This is a genomic window from Mesorhizobium australafricanum (assembly GCF_033977265.1).
GTDB classification, from domain to species: Bacteria; Pseudomonadota; Alphaproteobacteria; order Rhizobiales; family Rhizobiaceae; genus Mesorhizobium; species Mesorhizobium australafricanum.
Window position 1 is genome coordinate 291,966 of the sequence record NZ_JAVIIT010000003.1, and the last position, 24,635, is coordinate 316,600.

The window sequence follows — 24,635 nt, forward strand, 5'->3', positions numbered from 1 at the left end:
CCGACAGGCGAACTAACCGACGCGCCGATTGCGGCGCGACCTCTCGATCAGATCGCAGGCAGTTTCCAGTCCACCGGTCAGCGGCGTTGACGAGCCATAGGCCAGGGCCGCCTGATGCCATTCGGCGCGGATCGCCGGGTTGCCGGCTTTCAGGACTGCCTGCCGCCAGATTTCGGGATCGTCGCGACTGGCCACAACCAGTCCCGCCCCGCTGGCTTCGACATATTTTGCATATCCGCAAGCGGCCGACGCAATGACCGGCAGGCCATTTGCGAGGGCCTCCAGGATCACCGTGCCCGTATTTTCCAGGCGAGCCGGATGCAGCATGAAATCGCTCGCAACCACAATCGCCGGGATGTCCTCCTGGATACCCAGGAGGATGACCCGTTCCGACATGCCGGACTTGGCAATCAGGGCGCGAAGTCGGGTTTCCTCCTCGCTGTTCTTTCGAAGACCGGCCACCAGCCAATGGATGTTCGAGAATGGCTGAAGAGCCTTTACCGCCCGGTCGAGACCCTTCACCTTCATTCTGTTGGCGATGGTCAAGGCAATGACGGCTTCGCGGGGAAGCCCGAAACGATCGCGGATTTCATTGCGATCGCCGGCCAGCAGCTCCGGTCTGCGGCGTTTCGGATCGAGCGTCGGTCCGACAACATGGATGCGCGATTCTTCCGTTCGCCAGAAATCGCGGTAAAGCGCCGCCTGGTGTTCGCTGAGCGCGATGATCTGCACGGCGTGGCCAGGAGCAAAGATCATCGATTCCAGCTTTTGCTGGCGAATGAAGCGGGGCGAAAACGGCCGCCACCATCCAAGCTTCGAGGCAAAATAAGGCGGGTCGCCGGCATAATAGATATCCAGGCCCGCCATCTTGTTGAAACCTACCACGCAGTCGAAGTCTCGCCTGGCCGTCAGCAGGGTCTTTCCCAGCGCATATTCGGTGCCCGGATTGGAGATAACGCGCGCCGGTTGGACTTTTATTGTCGCCGAGCTCTCGACATGACCGACCTGGCGTGTCGTCAGGATTGTGACGGAATGGCCGCGCCTGACCAGTCGGTCGCTGATATTGAGACAATCCCTTTGCAGACCTCCGTTCATAAAGAGGGCAGAGATCGCGCAGCAGATTCTCATCGCATTTTCCGGAGCGCCGCCTTACCCCCCAAGTCAGGTCGGACGGAGAGAGTTCCGGGTGCGCCCCAGACTTCCCAATCCAAACAAACACAGCCGGGCGCTCAAATGTTGGTCGTGTTGAAAAAAACGAATATGCTGTATATAGCCGGTTATCAAGAGACTTGAATGCTGTTGCATTCGAGTTCTTCGAAAAAGGCCAGCCGGAGCGCTCTGATGAAAATTCCACGGGTCGATGGCGGCTGCCGAGCCGGGCTGGACTGAAAGCCGCCCTACCCGTGCCAAAGGCCCTGCGCGAATACGACTGGCGGCAATGGCTGAGGCTGCAGCCGCCGATTCATGCCATCAAGACTGCCCGTTACCGCAAGATCGACCGGAGGTTCCTGGGCCAGCCGGTCAGGGATGGCGACATCCCGGATATCCGCGATGCCGCCCGGGGTCGCGATGTCCTGCTTACCGTTGCGTTCGGCGATGCCCAGTGCCTGGATCTGCAGTTGCGGCTGACCGGAGGCCTTGTTCGCCACGATCTCCACATCGTGGCCGACAACAGCGTCGGCGAAGCTTCCGCACGCGAGAACAGGCAGGCATGCGCGGCCCGAGGCGCCGCCTATGTCAGGCTGCCGGCCAATCCCTGGACCGTAAAAAACCCGAGCCGGTCCCACGGCGCGGCGCTCAACTGGATGTGGCACAATGTTCTGAAGCCCGCCGCGCCGGCCGCGTTCGGATTTCTGGACCAGGATCTCTTTCCGACGCAGCCATGCGATCCCTTCGAACCTCTTGAAGACGTGGCGTTTTACGGCGACCTCCGCCGGGCGGGTGCGCGCTGGTATTTGTGGGCGGGCTATTGTTTCTTTCGATTCGACGCCGTCGGCCGCAAGCCTCTCGATTTCGGGCTCGACTGGTTCGCCGGCCTCGATACCGGGGGAGCCAACTGGGAGGTGCTGTATCGGGATATGGACCCGAACGCGGTGCCGCAACGGCCGATTACCGCATTCGCGGCCTTGCCCGGAATTGGACTCAGGCAGGCCTATTGCGAATGGCGGGGAAGCTGGCTTCATGAGGTCGGCCTCGATGGCGACCTCTCGTTGAAGGCGAAAAAGCGCGAGGCGGTTCTACGCTTGCTCGAGCCCGCCCTTCAGGCCTCCCTCAAGTCGGTGCGACAATGAGATTGACAGTCGACACAATGATCGAACTCTGGGATGGAACTTTGGATCCAGGCCGCAACCGCCCCGTGCCCAAATCGGATTCAACGGTCGTTCGGTCACGCCCGATTATCGCAAGGAAGTTCTATTGCCGACAGTAAGTGTGATCATTCCGGTGAGAGACGGCGCGCAGTATATCGGCGAAGCCCTGCAAAGCATCCTGGACCAGGATCTGGCCGATATCGAAGTCATCGTCGTCGACGATGGCTCTTCGGACGATAGCGCCGCGATCGCGACGTCGCTCGGCGACCGCGATGGCCGCGTCAAAATTGTCGCCAATCGCGGCAAGGGGATCGTCGACGCGCTCAACTTGGGGATTTCCCTCGCGCGGGCCCCCCTCGTGGCGCGCATGGATTGCGACGATGTCTCGCTGCCCGACAGATTGCGCCTGCAGGTGGCGTGTTTCGACGCGGATGCCGACTTGCAGTTGCTCGGTACGGCGGGATTGCAGATCGACCGGGCCGGAAAGCCGTTGAGGCCGATGGACGTTCCCATCGGCAACGAACAGTTGCGAGATGCGCTTGCCAGATACAATCCCATGCTTCATCCGACAGTGATGTTCCGGACCGAGGCCGTCCGGCGCGTGGGAGGCTACCGTCGCGCATTCACCTATGCCGAGGACTATGATCTGTGGCTGCGGCTTTCCGAGACAGGAAAACTGGCCAACATGGATGCGCGACTGGTCAAATTGCGCTCGCACCCTGGGCAGGTATCGCGCATGAAGGAGGATCAGCAAAAGGCGGCCGCGGCACTGGCCAGACAGTCGGCGCTGTTGCGTCGCTCCTGCGCCGAGCCGTTCGACGCAAACGGCCAACCCGCGCAGGCCATCGGAGCCTTTCTGGCATGGCGCGCCGCCACCGGGGTCGCTGTCTCCGGCCTGGAAAGACGCGACATCGAATTGCTGTTGCGGACCGCGGGCATACCCTTGGCCATCACCTGCAAGCTGCTGTTGCTCGCGGCTGTCGGCGGCCCCTCCTTCAAGGCGCTGGCGCTCGGACCCCGACTGGCCTGGCGCAGGATGATCGCGCGCCCTGCAAAAATGCGGCCGAACTGATGCGGCGGCTTGTCGTCGATCTCACGAGCATGGCGCGCTGGCTCGGCCCTCCGGTCGGCCTGGTCCGCGTCCAGCGGCATTACGGCGCGGCGGCGGCCGCACTCAAGGCCTCCGAGGTGGCGTTCACGGTGTTCGACCCGACCGAGCGGATCCTCCGGCAGGTTTCACCGCAAATGGCGGCGGAATTCATCGCCGGCGACATTTCGTGCGACATGAGTTTTTATCCGGACCCGGCACGCATCAAGATGCGGTTTTACGATCGCGGGCCGAACTGGACGCGGCAGTCGCTGATGGCGGTCATAAAAGCGCGCCGGATCCTGATAACGGAAATCGGCGCGTTCGCCCGGCGCAATCCCGGCAGCAGTATTGTTCCCTTGCTTGAGCGGATCGAAAACCGGCTGATGAAGCCAAACGAGCGACGGCTGGTCGCTCGCGACGACGGTTCACGCGTTCGGATCGTGCCGCTGCGGACGGTGGCCGGCAACAAATACGACCTGGCGCCCGGCGACCATCTGCTTTTGATGAACAATGACTGGGCGCACACCGATATCGAGGTCATTTCGCGCGAGTGCCGCTCGGCCGGCGCAAAACTGATCGTGCTGCTGAACGACATCATCCCGATCCAGTTTCCCGATTGGTACAAGCCGCATGACGTCAGGAGATTCACGGACTATGTGAATTTGGCGATCAGACTGGCGGACCGCTTCATCCTGACGTCGAAGCGTGTCACCGCTGATGTCGAGGAGTATGCCGCCAGGCTCGGCATCCACCTGCCGGAGTTGAAACATGTCCCGCTCGGCTGCGACAGTGCCCGCAAATCGAAGGCGGACGGCCGTCTGCCGGACGGACTTGAGACGGGTCGCTATATCCTGTTCGTTTCCACCATCGAACCGCGCAAGAACCATTCGCTGCTTATGGACGTCTGGCGGCGCCTCGTCCTGGACGGAACGGTCGCGTATGGCGGCATGAAGCTGGTTTTCGTCGGACGCAGCGGCTGGATGGTCGACAACGTGCTGGCGAAGCTTCACAGCCATCCCGACTACGGCAAGAGCCTTATCCATCTCGACAATGTCGACGATGGGACGTTGTCCCTCCTCTACCGGAACAGCGCGTTCTGCGCGTACCCGTCGCTCTATGAGGGATATGGGCTGCCGCCCGTCGAGGCGCTGGCATATGGAAAGGCCCTGATCGCCTCGACCGGCGGAGCCATCGCCGAAGTGGTCGGTCCGTTCGGACTCTGCCTTGATCCACTCGACGTCGAAGGATGGGTAGACGCCATGCGACGGTGGATCGCCTCGCCCGAGGCCCGCGCGTCATATGAGGCGAAGGCCGGCGAATTCGTGGCGCGAAGCTGGGAGCAGGCTGGCCGGGAGACGCTGGAGGCGGCGCTTGCGCCATTCGCCGGCGAAGTCCAGCCGTCGGGAGAATGACCGCCTTCACAGTTGCCGGGACAAGCGGCTTGCCTACCCGGTATTCCGGATCCGGCTCAAGGTTTCGTTGACGACATAGCGCCCGATCTCACTCCGACGCTTGAAGGAAAGCGCTTGCTCTCGCGCCGCCCGCCCGATGGCTATCAAGTCGTCGCGATTCTCGAGCGCGGCCAGGACCGTCCGAGCCAGCGCGCCTTTTTCAGGTACGTAGTAGAGGCACTCGCTGCCATGCCGCATCGGCCTGTAGGGCCGGATGGAAGGCGCGTTGATGACCGGCACGGAGGCCATTGCCGCGGCTTCGTGGTGACGGAAACAGTCCCATCCGTAGCCCTCCGGCGACCAGACCAGATAGGCCGCGGCGCAACGCCGGAAAAACTCCTGACGGTCAATGCGTTGCTCGGGAATATCGACCTTGACGCCGGCAACCGCGAGTTCGCGCAGTTCGGCAAGTCCCCTTTCGCGTTCGGGCATGCCGTGGACGTTGCCTGCGAAGAACACATCGCTCGTCTTCTCGGGCCTCGCCATGCTTTGCGCGAATGCCTCCCCGTCTGGCGACATGCCGAGCGAGATCGGCAGGATCTTCTCCATCATCGCGCGCAGGGGCTTGTTCGAGCGTAGGCTTCGACCGGCAAAGCCGTCGCCGCCATTCAGAAGCTTCCACTCGTCCGACGGCAGCTCGCGCTTGAAGTACAGAGTGCACCTTGCAAGCAGATAGCGATCGGCCGCGGCGATGCGCGAATGATCCTCCATATCGACAACGGCGATAGGCACATCGAGGCGACGGCGAAACAATTGCTGGGCGAAGATCGAGGAGATGGACGGTCTCTCGGAGAAGATCCGTCGCGAAAAGAGAAGGCGTGAGAGCGCATCGAAGCGCCGCCGGACGTTAGGCTCGCAAACGATCAGATCGTATTTTTCATTTCCGATAGCCCTGAGCAACGCCAGCAATCCGGCGAATTCAGGCGCCGTGCTGTTTTGATATGGACCGGTATCGAACCTGTCCACTCCGACGCCGGAGAAATAGCCGCTCAGATATGGGGTACGCCCGACTTCGAGGATTCTCATGGTCTTCGCGACGATTGCTCGCCCGGCAGGCACCGGGTCATGGACCGCTACCACAGTGACGATCGCGGTGGAAGGTCGTGGACGCCAGCCCCCAGGGTTCGACCCTGTTGCTGGACGGACAATGCCATTCAGTTTAGCTTCCTTTCGCCGCGCAACCGGTGGTGAATTTCGAGGGAGATGAAACCATGACTTTGCCAAGCGACGCTCTCAAGGACGCGATTGGCCAGACGCGGGACAAATGGGGTTGGTTCGTGGCGCTCGGCGTGTTGCTGCTGATCTTCGGCGGCATCGCTTTCGGCAATCTGTTCATCGCCACCGTCGCTTCGGTCTATGTCGTCGGCTGGCTGATGCTGATGGCAGGCATCATCGAGATCATCCATGCCTTCGGGGTCAAGACCTGGGGACGGTTCTTCTACTGGCTGCTGAGCGGCCTGCTCTACGCCGTCGCCGGCTTTTTCGCCTTCGACAACCCGTTGCTGGCCTCGGCGGTGCTGACGCTGCTATTGGCCGTCGCGCTCGTCGCTTCAGGGCTTCTGCGGTCCTGGGTGGCCTTCCATCACCGGCCGCATCAAGGCTGGGGATGGCTGCTCGCGGCCGGCATCATCACCATTTTGCTCGGCCTGATGATCGCGATGGGCTGGCCGGTGAACAGCCTTTGGGTGCTGGGCATGTTTCTGGCGATCGACCTGGTGTTCCAAGGCTGGAGCTTCATCGCCATCGGGCTGGCGTTGAAGCGGTAGAAGCAACAGGACGATCTAAAGCGCGTCGCGCTGAACCGGACTCAGGCGACGCGCTTTAAGTCTTTGTTTTGATGCATGTCGTTGTCCCAGAACCGCTGCACACTTCTGGGCGACATGCATTAGAACGCGATTTCGGCGTCCAGCTGCGAGAGCGGGCGCACGCGCTTGAGCAGCGCCCTCGCCTCGGTCTCGTCCTTTTTCATCTGCGCCACCAGGGCGTCGAGGCCGTCGAATTTGAGCTCCGGGCGCAGGAAGCCGAAGAACGACACCTCGCAGGTCTCGCCATAGAGATCGCCGGAAAAATCGAAAACGTAAGTCTCGAGCAGCGGCGCGCCATTGGCGTCGACGGTCGGGCGGCGGCCGAAGCTGGCGACGCCATCGTGAAACGTGCCGTCGGCGCGGCGGAAGCGGACGGCATAGATCCCTTCCTTCAAGGCTGCTTCCGGCGAAAGCCGCATATTGGCGGTGGGGAAACCGAGCGTGCGCCCAAGCTGCTGGCCGCCGATCACTTCGGCCTCGATGGTGAAGCGGTAGCCGAGCAGGCCGGCGGCCTCCTGCACCTTGCCCTCGGCCAGCAGTCCCCGGATGCGGCTCGACGAGACCACCTCGGCGCCTTCATCTCGGAAGGCGTCGACCAGCGTCACGCCGAAGCCGTGCCGTTCACCCGCCGCCATCAGAAAAGCCGGACCGCCTTGACGGTCCTTGCCGAAATGAAAGTCGAAACCGGTGACGGTGTGGTGGATACCGAGATTCTTCTCCAGCACATCGGTCACGAAAGCCTCGGCGGAGAGCGAGGCGAAATCGCGCGTGAACGGTTGTTCGACCAGAGCGGCAAAGCCAAGCCCGGCGAGCAGCCGCGCCTTCATCGGCGGCGGCGTCAGCACGAAGAGCGGCACCTCCGGGCGGAACACCTTGCGCGGGTGCGGTTCGAAAGTGAGCACCAAGGCGGGCACGCCGTCGCGCCGGGCTTCAGCCAGCGCGCGCTCCAGCACGGACTGGTGGCCGCGATGGACGCCGTCAAAATTGCCGATCGCCACGACGCCGCCGCGCAGATGCGCGGGCAGCGGCGCGACCGCGGAAAGACGTTCGAAGGCTTGCGTCATGTCGAGGCGCCCGTCATGGTCAGACTACCAACCTATTGCAGACGCGGGATGACGGCGACCGGCCGGTAGCCGTGCTTTTCGAGAAAGCCCGCCAGCCGCGCGGGATCGTCGCCATGCTCACGCGCGTGGATGCCGCCCGAGACATAGAGCACGTCAAAGCCGTTGTCGGCCGCGCCCTTGACATCGGTCATCATGCCGTCGCCGATGGCGAGAACCTCTGAGCGCTCGACGGCGCGACCGAGCAATCCGGCGACCTCCTTCATGGCGACATCATAGATCGGCGCGAAAGGCTTGCCGGCAATCAGCGTGCGGCCGCCCAGTTGTGCGTAATCTCGCGCGAGCGCGCCGGCGCACCAGATGATGCGCTCGCCGCGCTCGACCAGGATATCCGGATTGGCACAGATGAACGGCAGGTTGCGCGCACGCAGCCGCCGCAGCAGCTCGGCATAGTAGGCGGGCTTCTCCACCTCGTCGTCATAGAGCCCCGTGCAGACGATGCCAGCGGCCTCGAATTCCTCGACGAGATCGACGTCGAGCCCGTCATAGAGTGTGAAATCGCGGTCGGGGCCGATATGGAAGATCTTCCTCGGGCCATCGGCGATCAGGTCGCGTGTCACGTCGCCGGAGGTAACGACCCGGTCACAGGCATCGGCGGGAACGCCGATGACCTTCATCTGGGCAACGACGTCGGCGCTGCGACGCGGCGAATTGGTGATCAGCACGACAGGCACATCGGACGCGCGCGCCCGGGCGAGAGCGGCGGCGGCGGCCGGAAAATGCCATTCGCCATTGTGCACGACGCCCCATACGTCGCACAGGATGGCGGCGTAGCGCCCCGCAAGATCGTCGAGCGAAGCGATGATGTCAGGCGAATCCGCCATGCCGTGTCCCTGATTTTGATCTCTGGCAAGGCCGCGGCAGCGGGTCCGCAACGGCCGGTCCCGCATAACCGAAGCCTTTCATCCTGTCACGAGCTTTCCCGATCCCCGCACCGAGCCGTGATATCGCCCACCCGGAAGCACAGGGTTAATGCGCCGTCAAAAACGCGGTGCGTTCTTGATTGTTTCGCGCAAGCTGAAATTTAACGATTTACGACCATCGTAGCAGGTGACTACGACCATCGTCGTATATCAACATGGGTCCTTGGCGGGGGTAAGTGCAATGATCCGCGATTTTTTTCACGATAGGCGGGGAAACTACGCCTTGATGACGGTCATCACGATGATACCGTTGATGGGCGCCGTGGCGCTGGCGGTCGACTATACCGAGCTGGTGCGGGAGCGGCAGCAGACGCTGAACGCACTGGATGCCGCCGGCATCGCGACGGCGCAGCAAATCGTCGCCGGCGCCAACGATACCGATGCCAAAGCCTATGCCAAGACATTCTTCGAGGCCAATCTCAGGCACGTTCTGCCTGCGAACACGACGCTGACCGTCACCTTGCCGAACAACAATGCGGGTGGCGGCGCGCTGGTTCTCGAGGCCGCTGTGACGTACCGGCCCTATTTCCTGCCGGCCGCGGTCGCGCTGCTTGGCGGAACCCCGGGCCAGACGAACATCGGCTTCTCGGCCAGATCTGAAGTCCGCCTCAAGAACACGTTGGAAGTGTCGCTGGTGCTCGATAATTCGGGCTCGATGACACAGCTCGGCAAAAACACAAGCAAGGTGAGATTCGACCTTCTGAAGAGCGCCGCCAAGCAGCTTGTCGACCAGTTGTCCGGCCAGGCGCAGCTGATGAAACAGATTTCCGAGCCGGTCCAGTTCAGCCTCGTGCCCTTCGCCGCCTCGGTCAATGTCGGCCCGTCCAACGCCGGTGCAAGCTGGATGGACACGACAGGCGTCTCGCCCCTCGACCAGGAGAACCTCGACTGGTCGACGCTCAACTCGGTCAACTCCCCTAACCAATATGCCGTGAAATCCGGCAACAACTATTACGCGAGAGGCTCGGCGTGGGATCCGGCTCAGTTGAATAACGGGCTTACGCGCTTCTCGATCTATAAGTGGATGAAGCGCATTGCGTCGTGCACCAAGGATTCGAATGACGTTTGTACGTCCAACATAGTCTACGGCCCGATCGCGCGTTGGGGAGGCTGCGTCGAATCGCGCCCCTATCCGTACAACATACAGGATACGGCGGCCTCGACGTCGACGCCGGCGACGCTGTTCGTGCCGATGTTCGCGCCTGACGAAACCGACAATATCGACAGCTATTCCCACTCGTCAAACAACAACTGGCACGCCGACATGACGCCAAACGGCGCCAGCAACCCGGAGCGTCAGAAATATATGCCGAAGTATTTCAATGCCGGCGTCGGCACTAAGGTGACGCCGGCCTACGGCATGAATGAGGGGCCAAACACAAGCTGCAGCACGACCGCGATCACGCCGCTGACCGATGTTTCGACCACGGCCGGCGCGACGGCGGTGAAAACGGCGATCGACGCGATGGTCGCCGTCGGCGCCACCAATGTACCGGAAGCCATGGCCTGGGGCTGGCGCACGCTTTCCAGCACCGCGCCCTTCACCGAGGGACGCCCGGAAACGCAAAAAGGCAACGACAAGGTGCTGATCGTGCTGACCGACGGCGCCAATACTTACTATACACCCGAGCGGGTCTGGGCCCAGCCTTATTCCAGCACCAATTATAAGGCCGGGGCCAATGACTTTGCCGGCAACAAGGCGACCTATTCTTCTCTGGGCTATCTGGCCTATGACACTCAGAAGATGCCGTTCAACAGCCCATACAGCTATGGCCGCCCGTTCCTCGGCACCAGCAGCAATGTCAGCAAGACGGACTATTCGAACGCCAACTACACCAAGGCGATGAACGAGCACTTCGCCACGCTGTGCAACAATGCCAAGGCCGCCAACGTCATCGTCATGACCATCGCGCTCGACCTCGATTCCAGCAACACCGCCGAGGCAGCGCAGATGGCAGCCTTGAAGACCTGCTCGTCGGACTCGCGTTTCCGCAAGGATCCGACCGACCCCAGCAAGCCCAAGAAACTGTTCTGGAACTCGACCGGCGACTCGCTATCTAAAGACTTCCAAGAGATCGGCAACGAACTGTCGAATCTGCGCATCGTCAGTTGATCCGAAAGAGGAGCCGCTTACCTGAGATGCGCAGATTCCGGCATCAATTCTGCCGTGACCGCCGCGGCAACTATGCCCTCGTGACGGCATCAGATAGCGATGCGCACTAGCCAATCCAGATCGAGTTGTGCTCGCAGGTGCGGCTGAAGAACACGCTGGAAGTGACGCTTTCGGACAATTTCAAGGAAAATCGCCAACGAGCTGTCGAACCTGCGGGTGGTGGGGTAGGCACATAGACGGATGCTGGCGCAACAAGAAGTGAAAAGGCAGGACTAGGGGGTGGTTTTCAGATAGTATCCTCTCTTCCCTATCGTGTGAGGATGCTGAGATGTTGGCCGACCTCGCGAAACTGATCGAGCAGGATCATTTAGCCGTTGATGCCTTCGTCAAGGGCGATCCCGAGCCTTTGAAAAGTCTCTATTCACAACGCGATGACGTCGTCATCGCCAATCCATTCGGCCCACCGGCCAAAGGATGGCGGAAAGCTGCCGAAACGATGGACCGTGCCGCTACCAATTACCGGGACGGCGAGGTTATCGGCTTTGAGCGCATTTCCGAGTACGCAACCATGGATTTGGGTTACATCATTGAGATCGAGCGGGTCCGATCCAAGGTCGGCGGCAGCGACAAACTGGTGCCGATAGCACTTCGAACCACGACTATATTTCGGCGGGAAGACGGCGCCTGGAAGATCGTCCTTCGTCATGCCGATCCTATCGTCTCGCCTCGTCCGGCGGCCTCGGTTGTCGGTGAATAGAAGGCTACGCCTGGAGACGACATCCTCCGTTTGCAGTTGCGCAGCGCAGCGACGTCCCTATGGACGTGGCCAAGGAAGCAGGCCGAGACCGCCCCACCACCTGCGGACATCCGCCCGCTCTGGCGCAAAGGCCGGCGCCGGCAAGCCCTTGCGCGCGTTCGCGGCACAAGGCACAAGTCGGATGCTCGCCGGCATCGGACCGTCCGTGCCGCAGGCGCTGGAGATCAAGCCGTGCCCGACGCCGCCAACCATCTGACCTTCGCGCTGATCTGCCTTGGCATGGTGCTTACACCCGGGCCGAACATGATCTACCTGATCTCGCGCTCGCTGTCGCAAGGGCCGAGGGCCGGGCTGATCTCGTTGGGCGGCGTGGCGCTGGGCTTCCTGTTCTATGTGGTGTCGGCAGCCTTCGGCATCACGGCGCTCATCTTCGCCGTGCCTTATGCCTACGATGCACTGCGCTTCGCCGGCGCGATCTATCTCTTGTGGCTGGCCTGGCAGGCGCTCAAGCCCGGCGGACGCTCGCCGTTCCAGGTGCGCGCGTTGCCACGGGACAGGCCGCGCAAGCTTTTCGTGATGGGGCTGATGACCAACCTGCTCAATCCGAAGGTAGCCGTGCTCTATCTCTCGCTGCTGCCGCAGTTCATCAATCCGGCCAAGGGCCATGTTCTGTCGCAGCTTCTGGTGCTCGGCGTGACGCAGATCTCGATCAGCCTCACCGTCAACGCCATCATCGCGGTGACCGCCGGCTCGATCGCCACCTTCCTCGCCGGACGGCCGTTCTGGCTGGTTGTCCAGCGCTGGATGATGGGCACTGTGCTGACGGCGCTGGCGCTGAAGATGGCGACCGAAGCGCAGCGCTAGGATGAATTGATGTTCAGGTCAGGCCGGCCTGACCTGAATCTCAACGCACCCTGGAGGCGAGCCCTTCACAGTTTTACTTACATCGGACGGCGTACGGGCCGGACCTGCTCAGGTTCGACCACCTTGCGATAAAGATGCCAGGTCGCGTGGCCGAGGATCGGCATGACGACGGCAAGCCCGGCAAACAGCGGGATCGAGCCGACCACCAGCAATACCGCGACGGTCAGGCCCCAGAGCGCCATCGTCAAAGGGTTGGCCATTACCGCGCGGGCCGAGGTTTCGATCGCCGAGACGGCGCCGACATCGCGGTCGAGCAGAAGCGGGAAGGCGACGACCGTGGTGGCCAAAACGACAACGGCGAAAACGAAGCCGACGGCGTTGCCGACGAGGATCAGCGTCCAGCCTTTGCCGGTCGTCAGCACGTCGCGCACAAAGGCGCCGACCGAAGCGGGCGGCTCGACGCCGAACAGGCTGGTGTAGAGCGACTGCGCGGTGAACAGCCAGAGCAGGAACAACGCGAAGAGCAGGATGCCGATGACCGCGATCGACGGCAGCGCCGGCGAATGGCGAACATCCAGCGCATGCCGCCAGTCGGTGTTCATGCCGAGCTCGCGCCGGCGGCTGATCTCATAGAGGCCGATGGCAGCGAACGGACCGATGAGCGCGAAACCGGACATCAGCGGATAGACGAGCTGTATGGCGTTCGAACCCGAGGTCCACCGCGTCAGGATCAGGCCGACGATCGGGTAGACCAGGCACAGGAACACATAATGCGAGGGCTTGGCCCAGAAATCCTCGGCGCCGAGCTTCAGCGCATCCCAAAGATCCGAGGTGGAGATACGGCGCACCGTGGGCTGTGTATGCATCCCGTGCGCGTCCGTCATGACATGAAAACCGGCCATAACCGTCCTCCGTTTGCCAGTGCATGAGCCCGAAAACCGAACGGTTCTCGCAAAGCAATCATGCGCCAGATCAAAACTGGTCGGTCACCGCCTGTGGATGGCCGCCCGTGGCTTCCACTTCAAGAACGAGCGCATCATAACCGATCTTCCGGGAAAAGTCGCCGCATCACGCGATTTTCATCGGCTGCCCGGCAAAAGCCATGATCGCCGGTATCAGGGGGCCGGATGAGTATCCACATCACAGCCCTCCCCGACCTGAACCGTCGCACGCTGCTCAAGGCCGCCGGCCTTGCAGCGCTTGCCGGCATCGCCGCTTGCAGCACCGTTACGGTGCCGGCCGGAGAAGGCGCCGGCGCTTCTTCATCCGCGACGGCGACGCTTGGCGGCATTCGCGCCTCGGCCGGGCTGCAGGCGCTGGCTCCCGACACGCAGCTCGAACAGGCGGCGCTGCAGCAGGCCGGCTATATGGCGTCGCGCGAGCGCATGAGCCACACTACCGGCTGGGGCAAGGATTTCGCCTCGCGCATGAAGGACAATGGCGTGCGCGGCGCTGCCGCCGAAAACATCGCCGAGGGCCGCTTCGACCTCGAGAAACTGTTCGACATCTGGATGCATTCGGCCGGCCACCGCCGCAACATGCTCGATCCGGATTTCAGCCGCTTCGGGCTGGCCTATATGCGCGACGGCCGCGATCCTGCCTTGCGCTACTGGGCGCTGGTGCTCGGCAGGTAATCACGACTTTCATCATGACCGACCGGCCGCTTCATCAATCCATATGAGCCGCCGGCGCGCCGCCCGCCGGCGCGGCCTTCGGTTTGCGCAGCAGGATCACGAACGGGATCGCGACCAGCGTCATCACCATCAGGATTTTGAAGTCGTTGATGTAGGAGATCATCATCGACTGGACGTTCACTGCGCGGTCGACCTGCGACAGCGCCGCGGGGTTTCCGCCAGCGGCCGCCCGAGACGCGGCCCACAGATTCGGGTTGTACGGGTTGATGAAGGCCGACAGCTCGGTGTGATTGATCTGGGTGTTGCGCACCATCAGCGCCGCAACCACCGACACGCCGATCGATGAGCCGAGATTGCGCACCAGGCTGAACAGCGAGGTGGCGTCGGTGCGGTAGCGCGCGTCGAGCGTGGCGAAGGCGACCGTCGACAGCGGCACGAACACCATGCCCATGCCGAGGCCCTGGACGACACCCGAGGAGATGATCAGCCAATTGTCCATCTGCGGCGTGAAGCTCGCCATTGTGTAGAGCGACTGCGCGGTGAGCAGGAAGCCGATGGCGACGAGGATCCGCGCATCGATCTTGTGCATGATGCGACCGACCACCAGCATCGAGATCATCGTGCCGATGCCGCGCGGCCCCAGCACGACGCCGATGGTGACGGTCGGATAGCCGAAGATGTTGGCCAGCATCGGCGGCAAGAGCGACATCGAGGCCAGGATCAGCACGCCCATGACGAAGATGAAACCCAGGCCTGTCACGAAATTGCGGTCGAGGAATATCTTTGGATCGATGAAGGGATGCTCGGCCGTCACCGTGTGGATGATGAACACCCAAAAGCCGGTGATCGACAAAGCGAGCTCGATCCAGATCTCGGCCGAGTTGAACCAGTCCACCTCGCCGCCGCGGTCGAGCAGAAGCTGCAGCGCGCCGACGCCGAGTGAGAGCATGGCGAAGCCGAAGAAGTCGAAGCCGCGCACGCGCTTGGCGATGACCGGCAGATAGGCGGCCATGCCGAGGAAGGCGAGGATGCCGACCGGCAGGTTGATGAAGAACACCCAGCGCCAGTTGAAGTTTTCCGTCAGCCAGCCGCCGAGCGTCGGCCCCAGGATCGGCCCGAGCATGATGCCGGCGCCCCAGATCGCCATTGCCTGGCCGTGGCGCTCCCTCGGGTTGATGTCGAGCAGGAAGGTCTGCGACAGCGGCACGATGGCCGCGCCGAACACCCCCTGCAGCAGGCGGAACAGCACTATCGTCTCGAGGCTCCAGGCGAGGCCGCAGAGCATGGAGAAGATGGTGAAACCCACGACCGAGGCGAGGAACAGTTCCTTGCGGCCGAGCCGGTCGGCGAGCCAGCCGGTGACCGGCGTCATGATCGCCGCGGCAACGATATACGACGTCAGCACCCAGTTGATGTTGTCGGGCGAAGCGCCCAGGTCGCCGGTCATGGTCGGCAGCGCGACATTGGCGATCGTGGTGTCGAGCGCCTGCATGATCGTCGCCAGCATTAGCGCGACCGTGATCAGTCCGCGATGCGGCACTTCCTTGAAGGGTTCGGGCGTGCTCATGATGCTGAACTTCCAGCAGGTAACAAAAACGTGCAGACTAGAGCATGATGCCGAAGAGTGTGACGCGGTTTTCGGACGACATCATGCTCTATCTCTTTGATCTAGAGGCGGATTCAGATTTCCGGTCGACCAGACCTGACATCATCCGGCTCTAGGTTTCCGGGCGGCAAGCCCTTCCGTTGAGAGACCTTCATCGCGGTGGGACGCGACTGTCGATGTGGGGGTTACATCGGCCGAAAGTCTCTGTTGGAGCGGATGCCTGCCGCCCGGAAATCTGAGGACCGAAGGGTCCGCGCCAAGGTTTCAGCTTTCGAACAAGCCGCCATGCGACCTGTCTTTGCTGATCCTCGCACTCCTCCCATCAGACCAATCGTTACTGCGTGTGCTCCCCCGCCGTGGCGTGGCCGAAGATCGACGGCAGGCCGCGGGCTACGCCGGTGTCGACGGTGACAGTGGCGCTCATGCCGGCGCGCAGCGCCATCTTGGCGTCGGGATCGGTCAGCTCGAGGCGCACGGGAATGCGCTGCGTGACCTTGACCCAGTTGCCGGTGGCGTTTTGCGCGGGCAGCAGCGAGAACTCCGCGCCCGTGCCGGCGCCGATAGCCTTGACGGTCGCCTCGAATGTGCGGCCCGGATAGGTGTCGACGACGATCTCGGCCTTCTGGCCCGGCTTCATGTTGGTGAGCTGGGTCTCCTTGAAATTGGCGTCGATCCAGGTGTCGCCGCTCTCGACCAGCGCGAACAGCGGCGTGCCGACGGAGACGTACTGGCCGACCTTGAAGGAGGCGGCCTGGTAGATGACGCCGTCAGCCGGCGCCTTGACCGTTGCCTGCGCCAGATCGTAGGCAGCCTTGTCGCGCGCGGCGAGCGCCGACATCACGGTCGGATGCCTATCGGTCTCGATGTCCGGGTTGCCGCCGAGCGCTGCCTTGGCGCTGACGATGCCCTGCTCGGCGACCGCAAGCTGCTGCTTGGCCTTGTCGAGGTCGTTGCGGGCTTGATCGAGCGATGACTTGGCGTTGATGCCTTTCTGCGCGAGATCGGCGGCGCGGCCATATTGCGACTGCGCATAATCGACTTCGCTGCCGGCGGACTTTTCCTGCGCCGTCGCCTGGCTGTAGGCGGCGCGCAGCTGCTCGACATTGAGGCGCGCCGCGGCGACCGCCGCATCGGCCTGGGCGAGCGCGATCTTGTAAGGCTCGGGATCTATGACGAAGAGAAGGTCGCCCTGCTTGACCAGCTGGTTGTCGGCGATGCCGACCTGGACGATACGGCCGGCACTATCGGAGGCGACCGAAATCCTGGCCTGCTGCAGGTTGGCATTCTCGGTTTCCTGATAGCGGCCACCGGTCACCCAGACATAGGAGCCGCCGGCAAGCAGGGCCAGCGGCAGCGCGACCATCAACAGGAAGCGGCCGAGGCGGCGCTTCTTCTTCGGCGCGGCCGGAGCGGGCCGCGGCTCGGGCGCCACCGCAACCGGAGCGGCCGCCGGCTGGGCCGGAGCTTCGGCGACCGGCTGCGCCGACGCATTCAGCTTGGTGACGTTGTCGTCTTCTCGCTTGGCTGCCGCGCTCATGCTGCTGCCCCTTCTGTATTCTTGATCTTTTCCATCGACGACGTCTCGCCGTCCGTCAGATTCTGCACGATGGTGTCGAGCACCCGGATCAGGACGCGGCGTTCTTCCGCCGACACGCCGGCCAGCGATTCCTCATAGACCTCGCCAGCCAGGCTCTTGACCTCGGCATAGGCCGCGTTTGCCTTCTCGGTCGGGAAGATCATGCGCACCCGCCGGTCGGTCGCGTCCGGACGGCGTTCGATCCAGCCGCCCTCCTCCATGCGGTCGACAAGGCGCGAAACGCTGATCGGCTCGATTTCGAGGAGTTCGGCAAGCCGCGCCTGCGCGACGCCGGCTTCCTTGGCGACGCGGACGAGCAGCCGCCATTGCGCCGAGGAAAGACCCAATCCACTAGCGCGCGCCTCGAAGCGCTTGCGCATCAGGCGCTGCACGTCGTGGATCAAAAATCCCAATCTGTCGGTGCCATCCGAAACCATGAGCGATACATATAATAAGCGTGCTTATTATTCAAGTGGATGCTTGGCGCCAGAAGCCGGCAAATCGACATATCAGGCAATCCGATGCATTCATGGTTAGCAGCCGGTGAAGACGCGGCCGTGTCGAACGGGGATTTGTACCCGATGCGCAATTTCGATCAAACTGGCTGTCGGTGCGGTGGCTAGTGTCGCCCCGCCAAATGCGAGGAGCCATGAACCCGACCGAGAAAGCGCTGTGGTTTGTCGAAAGCCATCTGCCGGACGCCATCAGCCTCGACGATGTCGCGGCAAGCAGCGGCGTCTCACGCTTCCATGTGACGCGTGCCTTCGGTGCGGCCACGGGGCGTTCGGTCATGGGCTATATGCGGGCGCGCCGCTTGAGCGAGGCAGCGCGCAAGCTGGCCGGCGGCGCACGCGACATTCTCGCGGTCGCGCTCGATGCCGGCTATGGCTCGCATGAGGCTTTCACGCGGGCTTTTCGCGATGAGTTCGGCACCACGCCGGAGCTGGTGCGCGCGCAGGGCTCGACCCAGACCCTCGATCTCGTGGAGCCTATTCTGATGGACAGTTCACTTCTCACCACGCTCGAGCCGCCGCGCTTCGAGACCAGCCGGGCCTTCCTCATCGCCGGTTTTGGCGAGCGCTATAGCTGCGAGTCCAGCGCCGGCATCCCGATGCAGTGGCAGCGCTTCGCCCCCTATATCGGCAACATTCCCGGCGAGGTGCCCGGCGTGTTTTACGGCGTCTGCCTCAATGGCGACGATGCCGGCAATTTCGACTATGTCGTCGGCGTCGAGGTGACGGATTTCTCCGACCTGCCCAGGGATTTCTACCGGGTGCGGGTGCCGGCGCAGAAATATGCGGTGTTCTCGCACCGCGATCATATCTCGACCATCCGCCGCACCATCAACACGATCTGGAACAGCTGGCTGCCTACTTCCGGCCACGAGATCGCCGACGCGCCGGAATTCGAGCGCTACGGACCCGAATTCGATGCGCGTACCGGCTATGGCGGGCTGGAGATCTGGCTGCCGGTGAAGGGGTGAGACGGCTCTTCCTTCTGTCCCCGTGTGGGAGAAGGAAGAGCCGAAGGCGACGGATGAGGGGGGTTCCAGGGAACGCCGGCGTCTCACTCCGCTGGAACACCCCTCATCCGTCTCGGCGCTGCGCGCCGATCCACCTTCTCCCACAGGGGGAGAAGGAAAAAAGTTAAAGCTCCAGGTTCCAGGTCTGGCCGACCAAGTCCTTGCCGAAGGAATGATGGCGTTCCTCGTCGACCAGCCTGAAGCCCGCGGCCTGGTAGATGCGGCGGGCCGAGCCCAGTATGTCGTTGGTCCAAAGCGTCAGCGTTCGGTAACCCTTGGCACGCGCGAAGGTGATGCATTCGTCGACCAGCCGCCGGCCGATGCCCAGGCCACGCGCCGAGGGCTCGACATAGAGGAGCCTGAGCTTGGCCACCTTGGGCGACTTGCGCACGACGAAGACCGAGCCGACCACCTCGCCTTCGCGTTCGGCGATCCAGCTGCGCTCCCATTGCGGGACGAAATTCTTGACGAACTCGCCGAGGATCTCGGCGACCAGCGCCTCGTAGGTTTCGTCCCAACCATAGTCCTGGGCATAGAGCATGCCCTGGCGGCGCGTGACCCAACCGATGTCGCCAACCTGCAGCGGCCGCAGGATGTAGGGCATCTTGGGCTCGGGCCTGTCGCCGAGCAGGTCCTGCACGGTGCGCATGGCCTTGACCAACCGCTCCTGATCGACGGGCGCCAGACGATCGAGCAGCGCGCGCACCTGGTCGTGCGAATCCTGGTTGAGCGGTGCGAAGGCTTCCCTGCCCGCCGACGTGAGCGCGATCGAGGCGCGGCGCGCGTCCGCCTCGGTGGCTTCGCGCTCGACAAGGCCGCGCTCCTCGAATTTCTTCAAGAGACGGCTGACATAGCCGGGGTCGAGACCGAGGTCGCGCACCAGATCGCTGGCGACGAGCCCGTCGCGATGGGCAAGCTCGTACAGCACCCGCGCCTCGGTCAGCGAAAAGGTGCTTTTCAGCCAGCCTTCGTCGAGCACGCCGATCTGGCGGGTGTAGAAGCGGTTGAAGGCACGCACCGTGTCGATGCGCTCCTTGCCGGGATGGTCGTGGATGGTCATGGGAAGTCCTCCTGTCTTAGACAGGATCAATTATTTAGTTGACTGAGTCAATAAACTGTTCGGGGCATGCCCTCACGATCTCGCGAGCCGGCCTCTCGACAGTTGCGCCGGGCATGGCAAGATAGCCGTGGAGACGTGCGATGGAAAACATTCGACCCATTAATAGCGACGCCGAGTACGACTGGGCGATTGCTGAGATTGCCCGCTATTTCGATCATGAACCAGTTGCTGGCAGCTCTGAGGCCAACCGCTTTGACGTTCTAGCCACCCTGATCGAGGCCTACGAAACCAAGCATTATCCGATTGGGGCTGAGTAGCCTCACCCCATCGGCAGAGCCGGCCAGAATTCTGCGATGCGACCGGCCGAAAAAACCGCAATCGAGCCGAAATGCTGCAACACGGCCTCACTCTGGGTCGGCCGCAGGAAAGCGTAGTCTCCCGGCGCCACTTCCGCCCCGGCCGGCAGTCCCATGAATTGCTGGTTGGACGACAGGCCGATCAGGCCGTTCGGCTTCATGCCTTCGGGAAACACCGGCTCGGCCATCCACTTGCCGCCATAGAGGTAGCAGCCCTTGCGCGGGAAGAGGCCGAGCGCCTGTAGCATGCGGGAAACCGCCGATGGACCGGGCAGCGCGGGATCGAGCGCCTTGAGGATCGGCGTGGCGATGAAGGCCGCCGGCTGGAAGCCGTTTAGGCCGGGTGTTTCGAAATCCTTGGGCAGCATGAAGGCCGAGCCGATCGACACTTCGTTGGCCACCCCGCCACCATGCAGCAGCGCCGTCTTCGAGCCGCCGATGTTCAAGGTGCGGCGCTGGTCCGGGTCGAGGGCAGCGACAAACTCCGTGGCCTTGGCCGAGGCGTGCTTCAGTGCTTTTTCCGCGCCGCCGAACAGGCCCGGTATCTCCGGCGCATGCGCCTCATAGGCCATGATGCCTTCGCAGTGCAGGCGCTCCGGTATCGTCAGCGCCTTGATCTCCCCAGGACTGGAAAAACCGCCGCGATGCAAGCCGACATCGACCTCGAAAGCGAAGCGCAATTCGGTGTCGAGCGCGGCAGCGAGCCCGCCATATTCGGCCAGCCGTTCCGGCGTGTCGATCAGCCAGCAGACGCGCGACCACCAGCCTGCGCCGCCCCTGGTCAGCGCGGCCTTGGCTGCGCCAACAGGCATCGGTTTGCCGTAGAGAAGGTTGCCTTCGGGAAAAGCGTCAAGCACGGCCTGCGTCACCGGCGGGTGGAAGGTCATGAAGCGGCTGGTGCCAAGCCCCTTGGCGATGTGCGAAAGCAGCGGCACGCAAGGCAGCGACTTGTCGACCAGCCGCACGGCGAGGCCCGGCGCGAGCCTGTCCTTGACCAGCGTAATGTTGCCGTCCAGCCGGTCGCGGTCGAGCACAAGGCAGGGCCGGAAAATGTCGGCGGCTTTCAGCGCCTGCGACAGCGCGGCGAAATAGGCGCTCATTGTTCGATGCCGAACAGGCCGGCCATGTAGGGCGACACGAAACGGTTTTGCGGATCGATGTCGCGGCGCACCGCCATCGCGTCGTCCCAGCGCGGATAGAGCTTTTTGAAATCCGCCGCTTTCAGGCTGTGCATCTTGCCCCAATGCGGCCGGCCGCCGTATTTGCGGAAGATCGGCTCGGCGGCGCGCATGAAGGGCAGCGGATCATTCGCCGCATCGTGGTGGATGGCGATCGAGCAGGTCAGCCTTTTGTGGAAGGGCGAAAGCCAGAATTCGTCAGGCGCCACCGAGCGCACCTCCATCGGGAAATAAACTTCCGGAAAGTGCTTTTCCGTCAGCGCGATGATCTCGGCCAAGGCGTTGGGACCTTCCTCGTAAGGCAGGTGGTATTCCATCTCGTTGAATTTGGTGCGACGGTCGCTGGCGTAGACATTGAGCCAGTCCTGAACATAATCCTCGGACGGCACCTTCTTCACCGCGCCCCTGATCAGCGCGCGGCGCAACGACGGCAGCCAGCGCAAGACAGTGCGCAGCTTGCGCAGCGTCGCCAGCCCCTCCTCGTCGTCATCCGTAGGCCGCGGCGTGGGTGCCGCGTCGCTGAAGTCGCTGGCGATGAACTGGGCGTAGCCGGAGAACGGGATGTAATAGAACTCGGCCGAGCGGTGCGCGGCCATCATCGTCTCGAAGTTTTGCAGCATGTCGGCGATTGGCAGCACCCATTTGCGACGGCGCAGCCGGTAGGTCGCGATGTTGTTCATCGTCACTTCGGTGAGCATGCCGAAGCTGCCCAGCGCGACACCGGTGGCATGGATCATGTCCAGGTCGCCCGCCCGGCTGAACTCGCGCAGCTTTCCCCTCCCGTCGACGATCTGCAGCGCCTCGAGCTGCGTGTGATAGGCGCCGAGAGTCGGGCCGGAGCCGTGCGTTGCGGTGCCCAGCGCACCGCCGATCGCCTGACGGTCGATGTCGCCCATATTGGGCAGGCCCTGGCCGATGTCCTGCAGGATGTGCATGAGGGCGCCCAGCCGCGTGCCTGCCCTCACCCGCGCCCGGTTAGTCGCTGCGTCATGCGAGACCAGCCCCTCGATCTTTTCCAGCGAGACGATGGTGCCGTCGGACTGCACCAGCGGCGTGAAGGAATGGCCGGCACCTGCGACGCGAAGCGGACCGGGCGCCGAGCGCACCAATTCGGCCAGTTCGCCGGCGTCGGCGGGTGTCGCGATCAATTTCGGGGAAGCCGTGACGAAGCCCGACCAGTTGCTCCAGGCGTTTGCCATCCTAATCCTCCCGCTCAGGCCTTGCCGCGGCGGCGGGCGACCAGCACGAAGACGCCGAGCAAAAGCACGCTGGCCAAGGCGGTCGCGGCGGCAAATTCGGGCACGGGCCGGAAGTTCGCCCCGTCGATCAAAAGCGATGCGGCAATCGGGCCGATTGCGAGGCCGAAGAGTTGGGCGGCCGGCACCAGCAATACGGCCGTGCGCGTCTCGTCGGCGGTGATGGCGAGGCGGATCTGGTAAGGCACGATGAAGAGCAGGATGAAGCCCATCACCAGCGCGACTGCCCAGAACACCGAAAGACCCGGGCCGGAGGCAAGCAGGACCGAGCTGATCGCCGCGATGATGCCGATGATTGTGATGGCAAAACGATAGTCGATGCGCGCCTCGAAGACGGTCGCGGTCATGGCGCCGATCACCTGCGCGGCAAGGCTTGCCGAAACCATCAGGCCGACCGTGCGGCCGTCAATGCCGAACTGCGCCCCGATGGGCTCGAGAAAAGCCCAGACGGCGCCGAAGAACATGAAATAGCAGAAGATCGACAGCAGCGCGGTGATCGCCGGCACGGTCGCCACATTGGCAAACTGCTCTTCCTTGGGCAGGTCGGCATAGTCGTCCGGCACGGTCCAGGCGACGACCAGCGAAAGCAGGCAGACGATACCGAGCGCGATGAAGCCGCCGGCCGAGCCGGCCGCAGGCACCGCATAGAGCGCGAGGATCAGCGCCAGCGCGCATTGCGCCAAGGTCTGCAGCGTGACGAAATAGCCGCCAATGCGCTCGGCCCGGCGCGAGCGGGCGATCAATTCGGTGGCGACGGCGACCAGCCCGCCCTCAGCAAGGCCGGCCAGTGTGCGGGCGCCGATCAGCGTGTTGGCGGTGCCGGCATAAGCGGTCCAGAAATTGGCGAGCGCGAGCAGGACGAGCAGCGCCGTGCTTTTCCAGCGCATCTTCCTGGCAGGGAGCAGCATCGCCACTACGCCCGAGCCGATCGCAATGGCGATCATCTCGGCGGTGGCGACCAGCGCGAGTTCGTCGCCGGTGACATGGCCCTCCGTGTAGAGCGCGCCGAGCAGCACAGGCTGCAAGCCGAGGATGAGCAGTCCGACCGAGCCGATCCACAGTGCCGAGGCCAGTTGCAGGCCGGTCGGATTGCCGACAAGCCAATCGCCATTGTCCGCTTGCGCGGCATGCGTTGCAGTCACGAGGTGCTCTCCCTTGCAGCTCGATCGAAAAACTGACAGGTTGTCAGCATTTCACGAAACTGATACTTGATCATGTTTCTTGTCAACCGCGAATTCGTAAGCTCCACGAGATTTGGCGCATGACGCAGACTAGGCGAAGGGCGACGGAACCGCGGCGCAGGCCGAAGCAGGAGCGCAGCCGCGAGCGCATCGACGCGATCCTCGCCACGACCATGCGCCTGATCGGCGAAAAGGGCATCGACGCGGTGACGATGAAGGAAGTGGGCGCGCTGGCCGGCGGGCCGATCGCCACCGTCTATCATTACTTCCCGAGCAAGTCGGCGATTTTGGCGATGCTCTACGAGCGGTTTTCCGAGGAAAGCCGGACGCGCTTCGGCGCGATCATCGCCGAGATTCACGGGCTGGGCGACGTGACCGCGGCCGCCGATCGCCTGCTCGACGACTATTATGCCCGCGTCGCGGCGGACCCGGCCATCCAGGACCTGCAAAATGCCATCCAGGCCGACAAGGCGCTGCAGCATCTCGACATCGCCGAGACGAGGCATCAGGCCAAGATGTTATGCGACCACGTCGCGCCGATGCTAAAGCTTGAGCAGCGCGAGGCGTTCGGGCGCGTCGTGTTCCTGATCTTCCAGCTTGCCGGCGGCGTAGTGCGGCTGGCGCTGACGCAGGACAAGGAAGAAGGCCGGCGCACAATCGAGGACTATCGCTCGATCATCCACACGCAGTTGCGGTTGTTTTTGTAGGTTTCGGTGACGCCGCCTAGACCGCGAAAGTCGCGTTCCTTCACACCCCCCTCTGCCCTGCCGGGCATCTCCCCCGCAACGGGGGAGATCAGATGTCGCGCCGGCTTTCGCTAATCCCTACGCCGC

Annotated in this window: 23 protein-coding genes; 11 read left to right on the top strand and 12 right to left on the bottom strand. The window is 63.1% G+C overall.

Annotated features, from left to right (window positions below; translation table 11 throughout):
* Positions 1-12 precede the first annotated feature (12 nt).
* Positions 13-1,128: a glycosyltransferase family 4 protein gene (locus RFM98_RS08230; RefSeq protein ID WP_320308399.1), complete on the bottom strand. Its 1,116-nt coding sequence runs from the start codon at positions 1,126-1,128 to the stop codon at positions 13-15.
* A gap of 161 nt (positions 1,129-1,289) precedes the next feature.
* Between RFM98_RS08230 and RFM98_RS08235 the strand changes: the two genes are divergently transcribed.
* The 3 genes from RFM98_RS08235 to RFM98_RS08245 all read left to right on the top strand — a co-directional run bounded on the left by RFM98_RS08235 (position 1,290) and on the right by RFM98_RS08245 (position 4,811).
* Entirely contained in the window at positions 1,290-2,291 is a 1,002-nt protein-coding gene (locus RFM98_RS08235; RefSeq protein ID WP_320308400.1) for a hypothetical protein, read from the top strand.
* A 139-nt stretch (positions 2,292-2,430) separates the two neighbouring features.
* Entirely contained in the window at positions 2,431-3,381 is a 951-nt protein-coding gene (locus tag RFM98_RS08240; protein WP_320308401.1) for a glycosyltransferase, read from the top strand.
* Complete coding sequence (locus tag RFM98_RS08245) at positions 3,381-4,811, top strand: glycosyltransferase family 4 protein (protein ID WP_320308402.1); 1,431 nt, start codon at positions 3,381-3,383, stop codon at positions 4,809-4,811. The genes RFM98_RS08240 and RFM98_RS08245 overlap by 1 nt, the downstream gene beginning before the upstream one ends.
* Before the next feature lie 33 nt (positions 4,812-4,844).
* Here the strand turns inward: RFM98_RS08245 and RFM98_RS08250 are convergent, their stop codons facing one another.
* A complete protein-coding gene (locus RFM98_RS08250; RefSeq protein WP_320308403.1) occupies positions 4,845-5,909 on the bottom strand; it encodes a hypothetical protein in 1,065 nt (354 codons plus the stop codon).
* A gap of 152 nt (positions 5,910-6,061) precedes the next feature.
* Here RFM98_RS08250 and RFM98_RS08255 point away from each other — a divergent pair, with 152 nt between their 5' ends.
* Positions 6,062-6,616, top strand: coding sequence for an HdeD family acid-resistance protein (locus RFM98_RS08255; protein ID WP_320308404.1), 555 nt, complete (start codon positions 6,062-6,064; stop codon positions 6,614-6,616).
* A gap of 119 nt (positions 6,617-6,735) precedes the next feature.
* On the opposite strand, the gene RFM98_RS08260 is transcribed toward RFM98_RS08255, so the two are convergent.
* Complete coding sequence (locus RFM98_RS08260; protein ID WP_320308405.1) at positions 6,736-7,719, bottom strand: bifunctional riboflavin kinase/FAD synthetase; 984 nt, start codon at positions 7,717-7,719, stop codon at positions 6,736-6,738.
* Between the two features lie 32 nt (positions 7,720-7,751).
* Positions 7,752-8,600: a TIGR01459 family HAD-type hydrolase gene (locus tag RFM98_RS08265; RefSeq protein ID WP_320308406.1), complete on the bottom strand. Its 849-nt coding sequence runs from the start codon at positions 8,598-8,600 to the stop codon at positions 7,752-7,754.
* 280 nt (positions 8,601-8,880) lie between these two features.
* Here RFM98_RS08265 and RFM98_RS08270 point away from each other — a divergent pair, with 280 nt between their 5' ends.
* The 3 genes from RFM98_RS08270 (at position 8,881) to RFM98_RS08280 (ending at position 12,433) form a co-directional block, all read left to right on the top strand.
* Entirely contained in the window at positions 8,881-10,812 is a 1,932-nt protein-coding gene (locus RFM98_RS08270) for a pilus assembly protein TadG-related protein (protein ID WP_320308407.1), read from the top strand.
* Between the two features lie 328 nt (positions 10,813-11,140).
* Positions 11,141-11,569 carry a YybH family protein gene (locus tag RFM98_RS08275; protein WP_320308408.1) on the top strand — a complete coding sequence of 143 codons (429 nt, stop codon included), beginning with the start codon at positions 11,141-11,143 and terminating at the stop codon, positions 11,567-11,569.
* Positions 11,570-11,800: 231 nt separating this feature from the next.
* Positions 11,801-12,433 (top strand): LysE family translocator, encoded by a 633-nt coding sequence (locus RFM98_RS08280; RefSeq protein WP_320308409.1) that lies wholly within the window; start codon positions 11,801-11,803, stop codon positions 12,431-12,433.
* A 77-nt stretch (positions 12,434-12,510) separates the two neighbouring features.
* On the opposite strand, the gene RFM98_RS08285 is transcribed toward RFM98_RS08280, so the two are convergent.
* Positions 12,511-13,335 carry a DUF2189 domain-containing protein gene (locus RFM98_RS08285; protein ID WP_320308410.1) on the bottom strand — a complete coding sequence of 275 codons (825 nt, stop codon included), beginning with the start codon at positions 13,333-13,335 and terminating at the stop codon, positions 12,511-12,513.
* Between the two features lie 225 nt (positions 13,336-13,560).
* Between RFM98_RS08285 and RFM98_RS08290 the strand changes: the two genes are divergently transcribed.
* Positions 13,561-14,067: a CAP domain-containing protein gene (locus RFM98_RS08290; protein ID WP_320308411.1), complete on the top strand. Its 507-nt coding sequence runs from the start codon at positions 13,561-13,563 to the stop codon at positions 14,065-14,067.
* A gap of 34 nt (positions 14,068-14,101) precedes the next feature.
* Here RFM98_RS08290 and RFM98_RS08295 read toward each other — a convergent pair whose 3' ends face one another.
* The 3 genes from RFM98_RS08295 to RFM98_RS08305 form a co-directional block, all read right to left on the bottom strand.
* On the bottom strand, positions 14,102-15,634 hold the full coding sequence (locus RFM98_RS08295) for a DHA2 family efflux MFS transporter permease subunit (protein WP_320308412.1): 1,533 nt from the start codon (positions 15,632-15,634) through the stop codon (positions 14,102-14,104).
* 373 nt (positions 15,635-16,007) lie between these two features.
* Complete coding sequence (locus RFM98_RS08300; protein WP_320308413.1) at positions 16,008-17,210, bottom strand: HlyD family secretion protein; 1,203 nt, start codon at positions 17,208-17,210, stop codon at positions 16,008-16,010.
* The gene (locus tag RFM98_RS08305; RefSeq protein WP_320308414.1) at positions 17,207-17,686 is read right to left on the bottom strand and encodes a MarR family winged helix-turn-helix transcriptional regulator; all 480 of its coding nucleotides are present in this window, start codon (positions 17,684-17,686) and stop codon (positions 17,207-17,209) included. Before RFM98_RS08305 ends, RFM98_RS08300 begins: the two co-directional genes overlap by 4 nt.
* A gap of 212 nt (positions 17,687-17,898) precedes the next feature.
* On the opposite strand from RFM98_RS08305, the gene RFM98_RS08310 reads away from it, so the two are divergent.
* Positions 17,899-18,732, top strand: a complete 834-nt coding sequence (locus tag RFM98_RS08310; protein ID WP_320308415.1) for an AraC family transcriptional regulator — start codon at positions 17,899-17,901, stop codon at positions 18,730-18,732.
* Between the two features lie 163 nt (positions 18,733-18,895).
* Here RFM98_RS08310 and RFM98_RS08315 read toward each other — a convergent pair whose 3' ends face one another.
* On the bottom strand, positions 18,896-19,831 hold the full coding sequence (locus RFM98_RS08315; RefSeq protein WP_320308416.1) for a bifunctional helix-turn-helix transcriptional regulator/GNAT family N-acetyltransferase: 936 nt from the start codon (positions 19,829-19,831) through the stop codon (positions 18,896-18,898).
* Positions 19,832-19,971: 140 nt separating this feature from the next.
* On the opposite strand from RFM98_RS08315, the gene RFM98_RS08320 reads away from it, so the two are divergent.
* The gene (locus tag RFM98_RS08320) at positions 19,972-20,148 is read left to right on the top strand and encodes a transcriptional regulator (RefSeq protein ID WP_320308417.1); all 177 of its coding nucleotides are present in this window, start codon (positions 19,972-19,974) and stop codon (positions 20,146-20,148) included.
* 2 nt (positions 20,149-20,150) lie between these two features.
* On the opposite strand, the gene RFM98_RS08325 is transcribed toward RFM98_RS08320, so the two are convergent.
* The 3 genes from RFM98_RS08325 to RFM98_RS08335 are packed head-to-tail and all read right to left on the bottom strand — an operon-like array spanning position 20,151 to position 23,763.
* Positions 20,151-21,287 (bottom strand): alanine racemase, encoded by a 1,137-nt coding sequence (locus RFM98_RS08325; protein ID WP_320308418.1) that lies wholly within the window; start codon positions 21,285-21,287, stop codon positions 20,151-20,153.
* Entirely contained in the window at positions 21,284-22,564 is a 1,281-nt protein-coding gene (locus tag RFM98_RS08330; protein ID WP_320308419.1) for a D-arabinono-1,4-lactone oxidase, read from the bottom strand. The genes RFM98_RS08325 and RFM98_RS08330 overlap by 4 nt, the downstream gene beginning before the upstream one ends.
* A gap of 14 nt (positions 22,565-22,578) precedes the next feature.
* Positions 22,579-23,763, bottom strand: coding sequence for an MFS transporter (locus RFM98_RS08335; protein ID WP_320308420.1), 1,185 nt, complete (start codon positions 23,761-23,763; stop codon positions 22,579-22,581).
* A 119-nt stretch (positions 23,764-23,882) separates the two neighbouring features.
* Here RFM98_RS08335 and RFM98_RS08340 point away from each other — a divergent pair, with 119 nt between their 5' ends.
* Positions 23,883-24,509: a TetR/AcrR family transcriptional regulator gene (locus RFM98_RS08340; protein WP_320308421.1), complete on the top strand. Its 627-nt coding sequence runs from the start codon at positions 23,883-23,885 to the stop codon at positions 24,507-24,509.
* Positions 24,510-24,635: the final 126 nt, after the last annotated feature.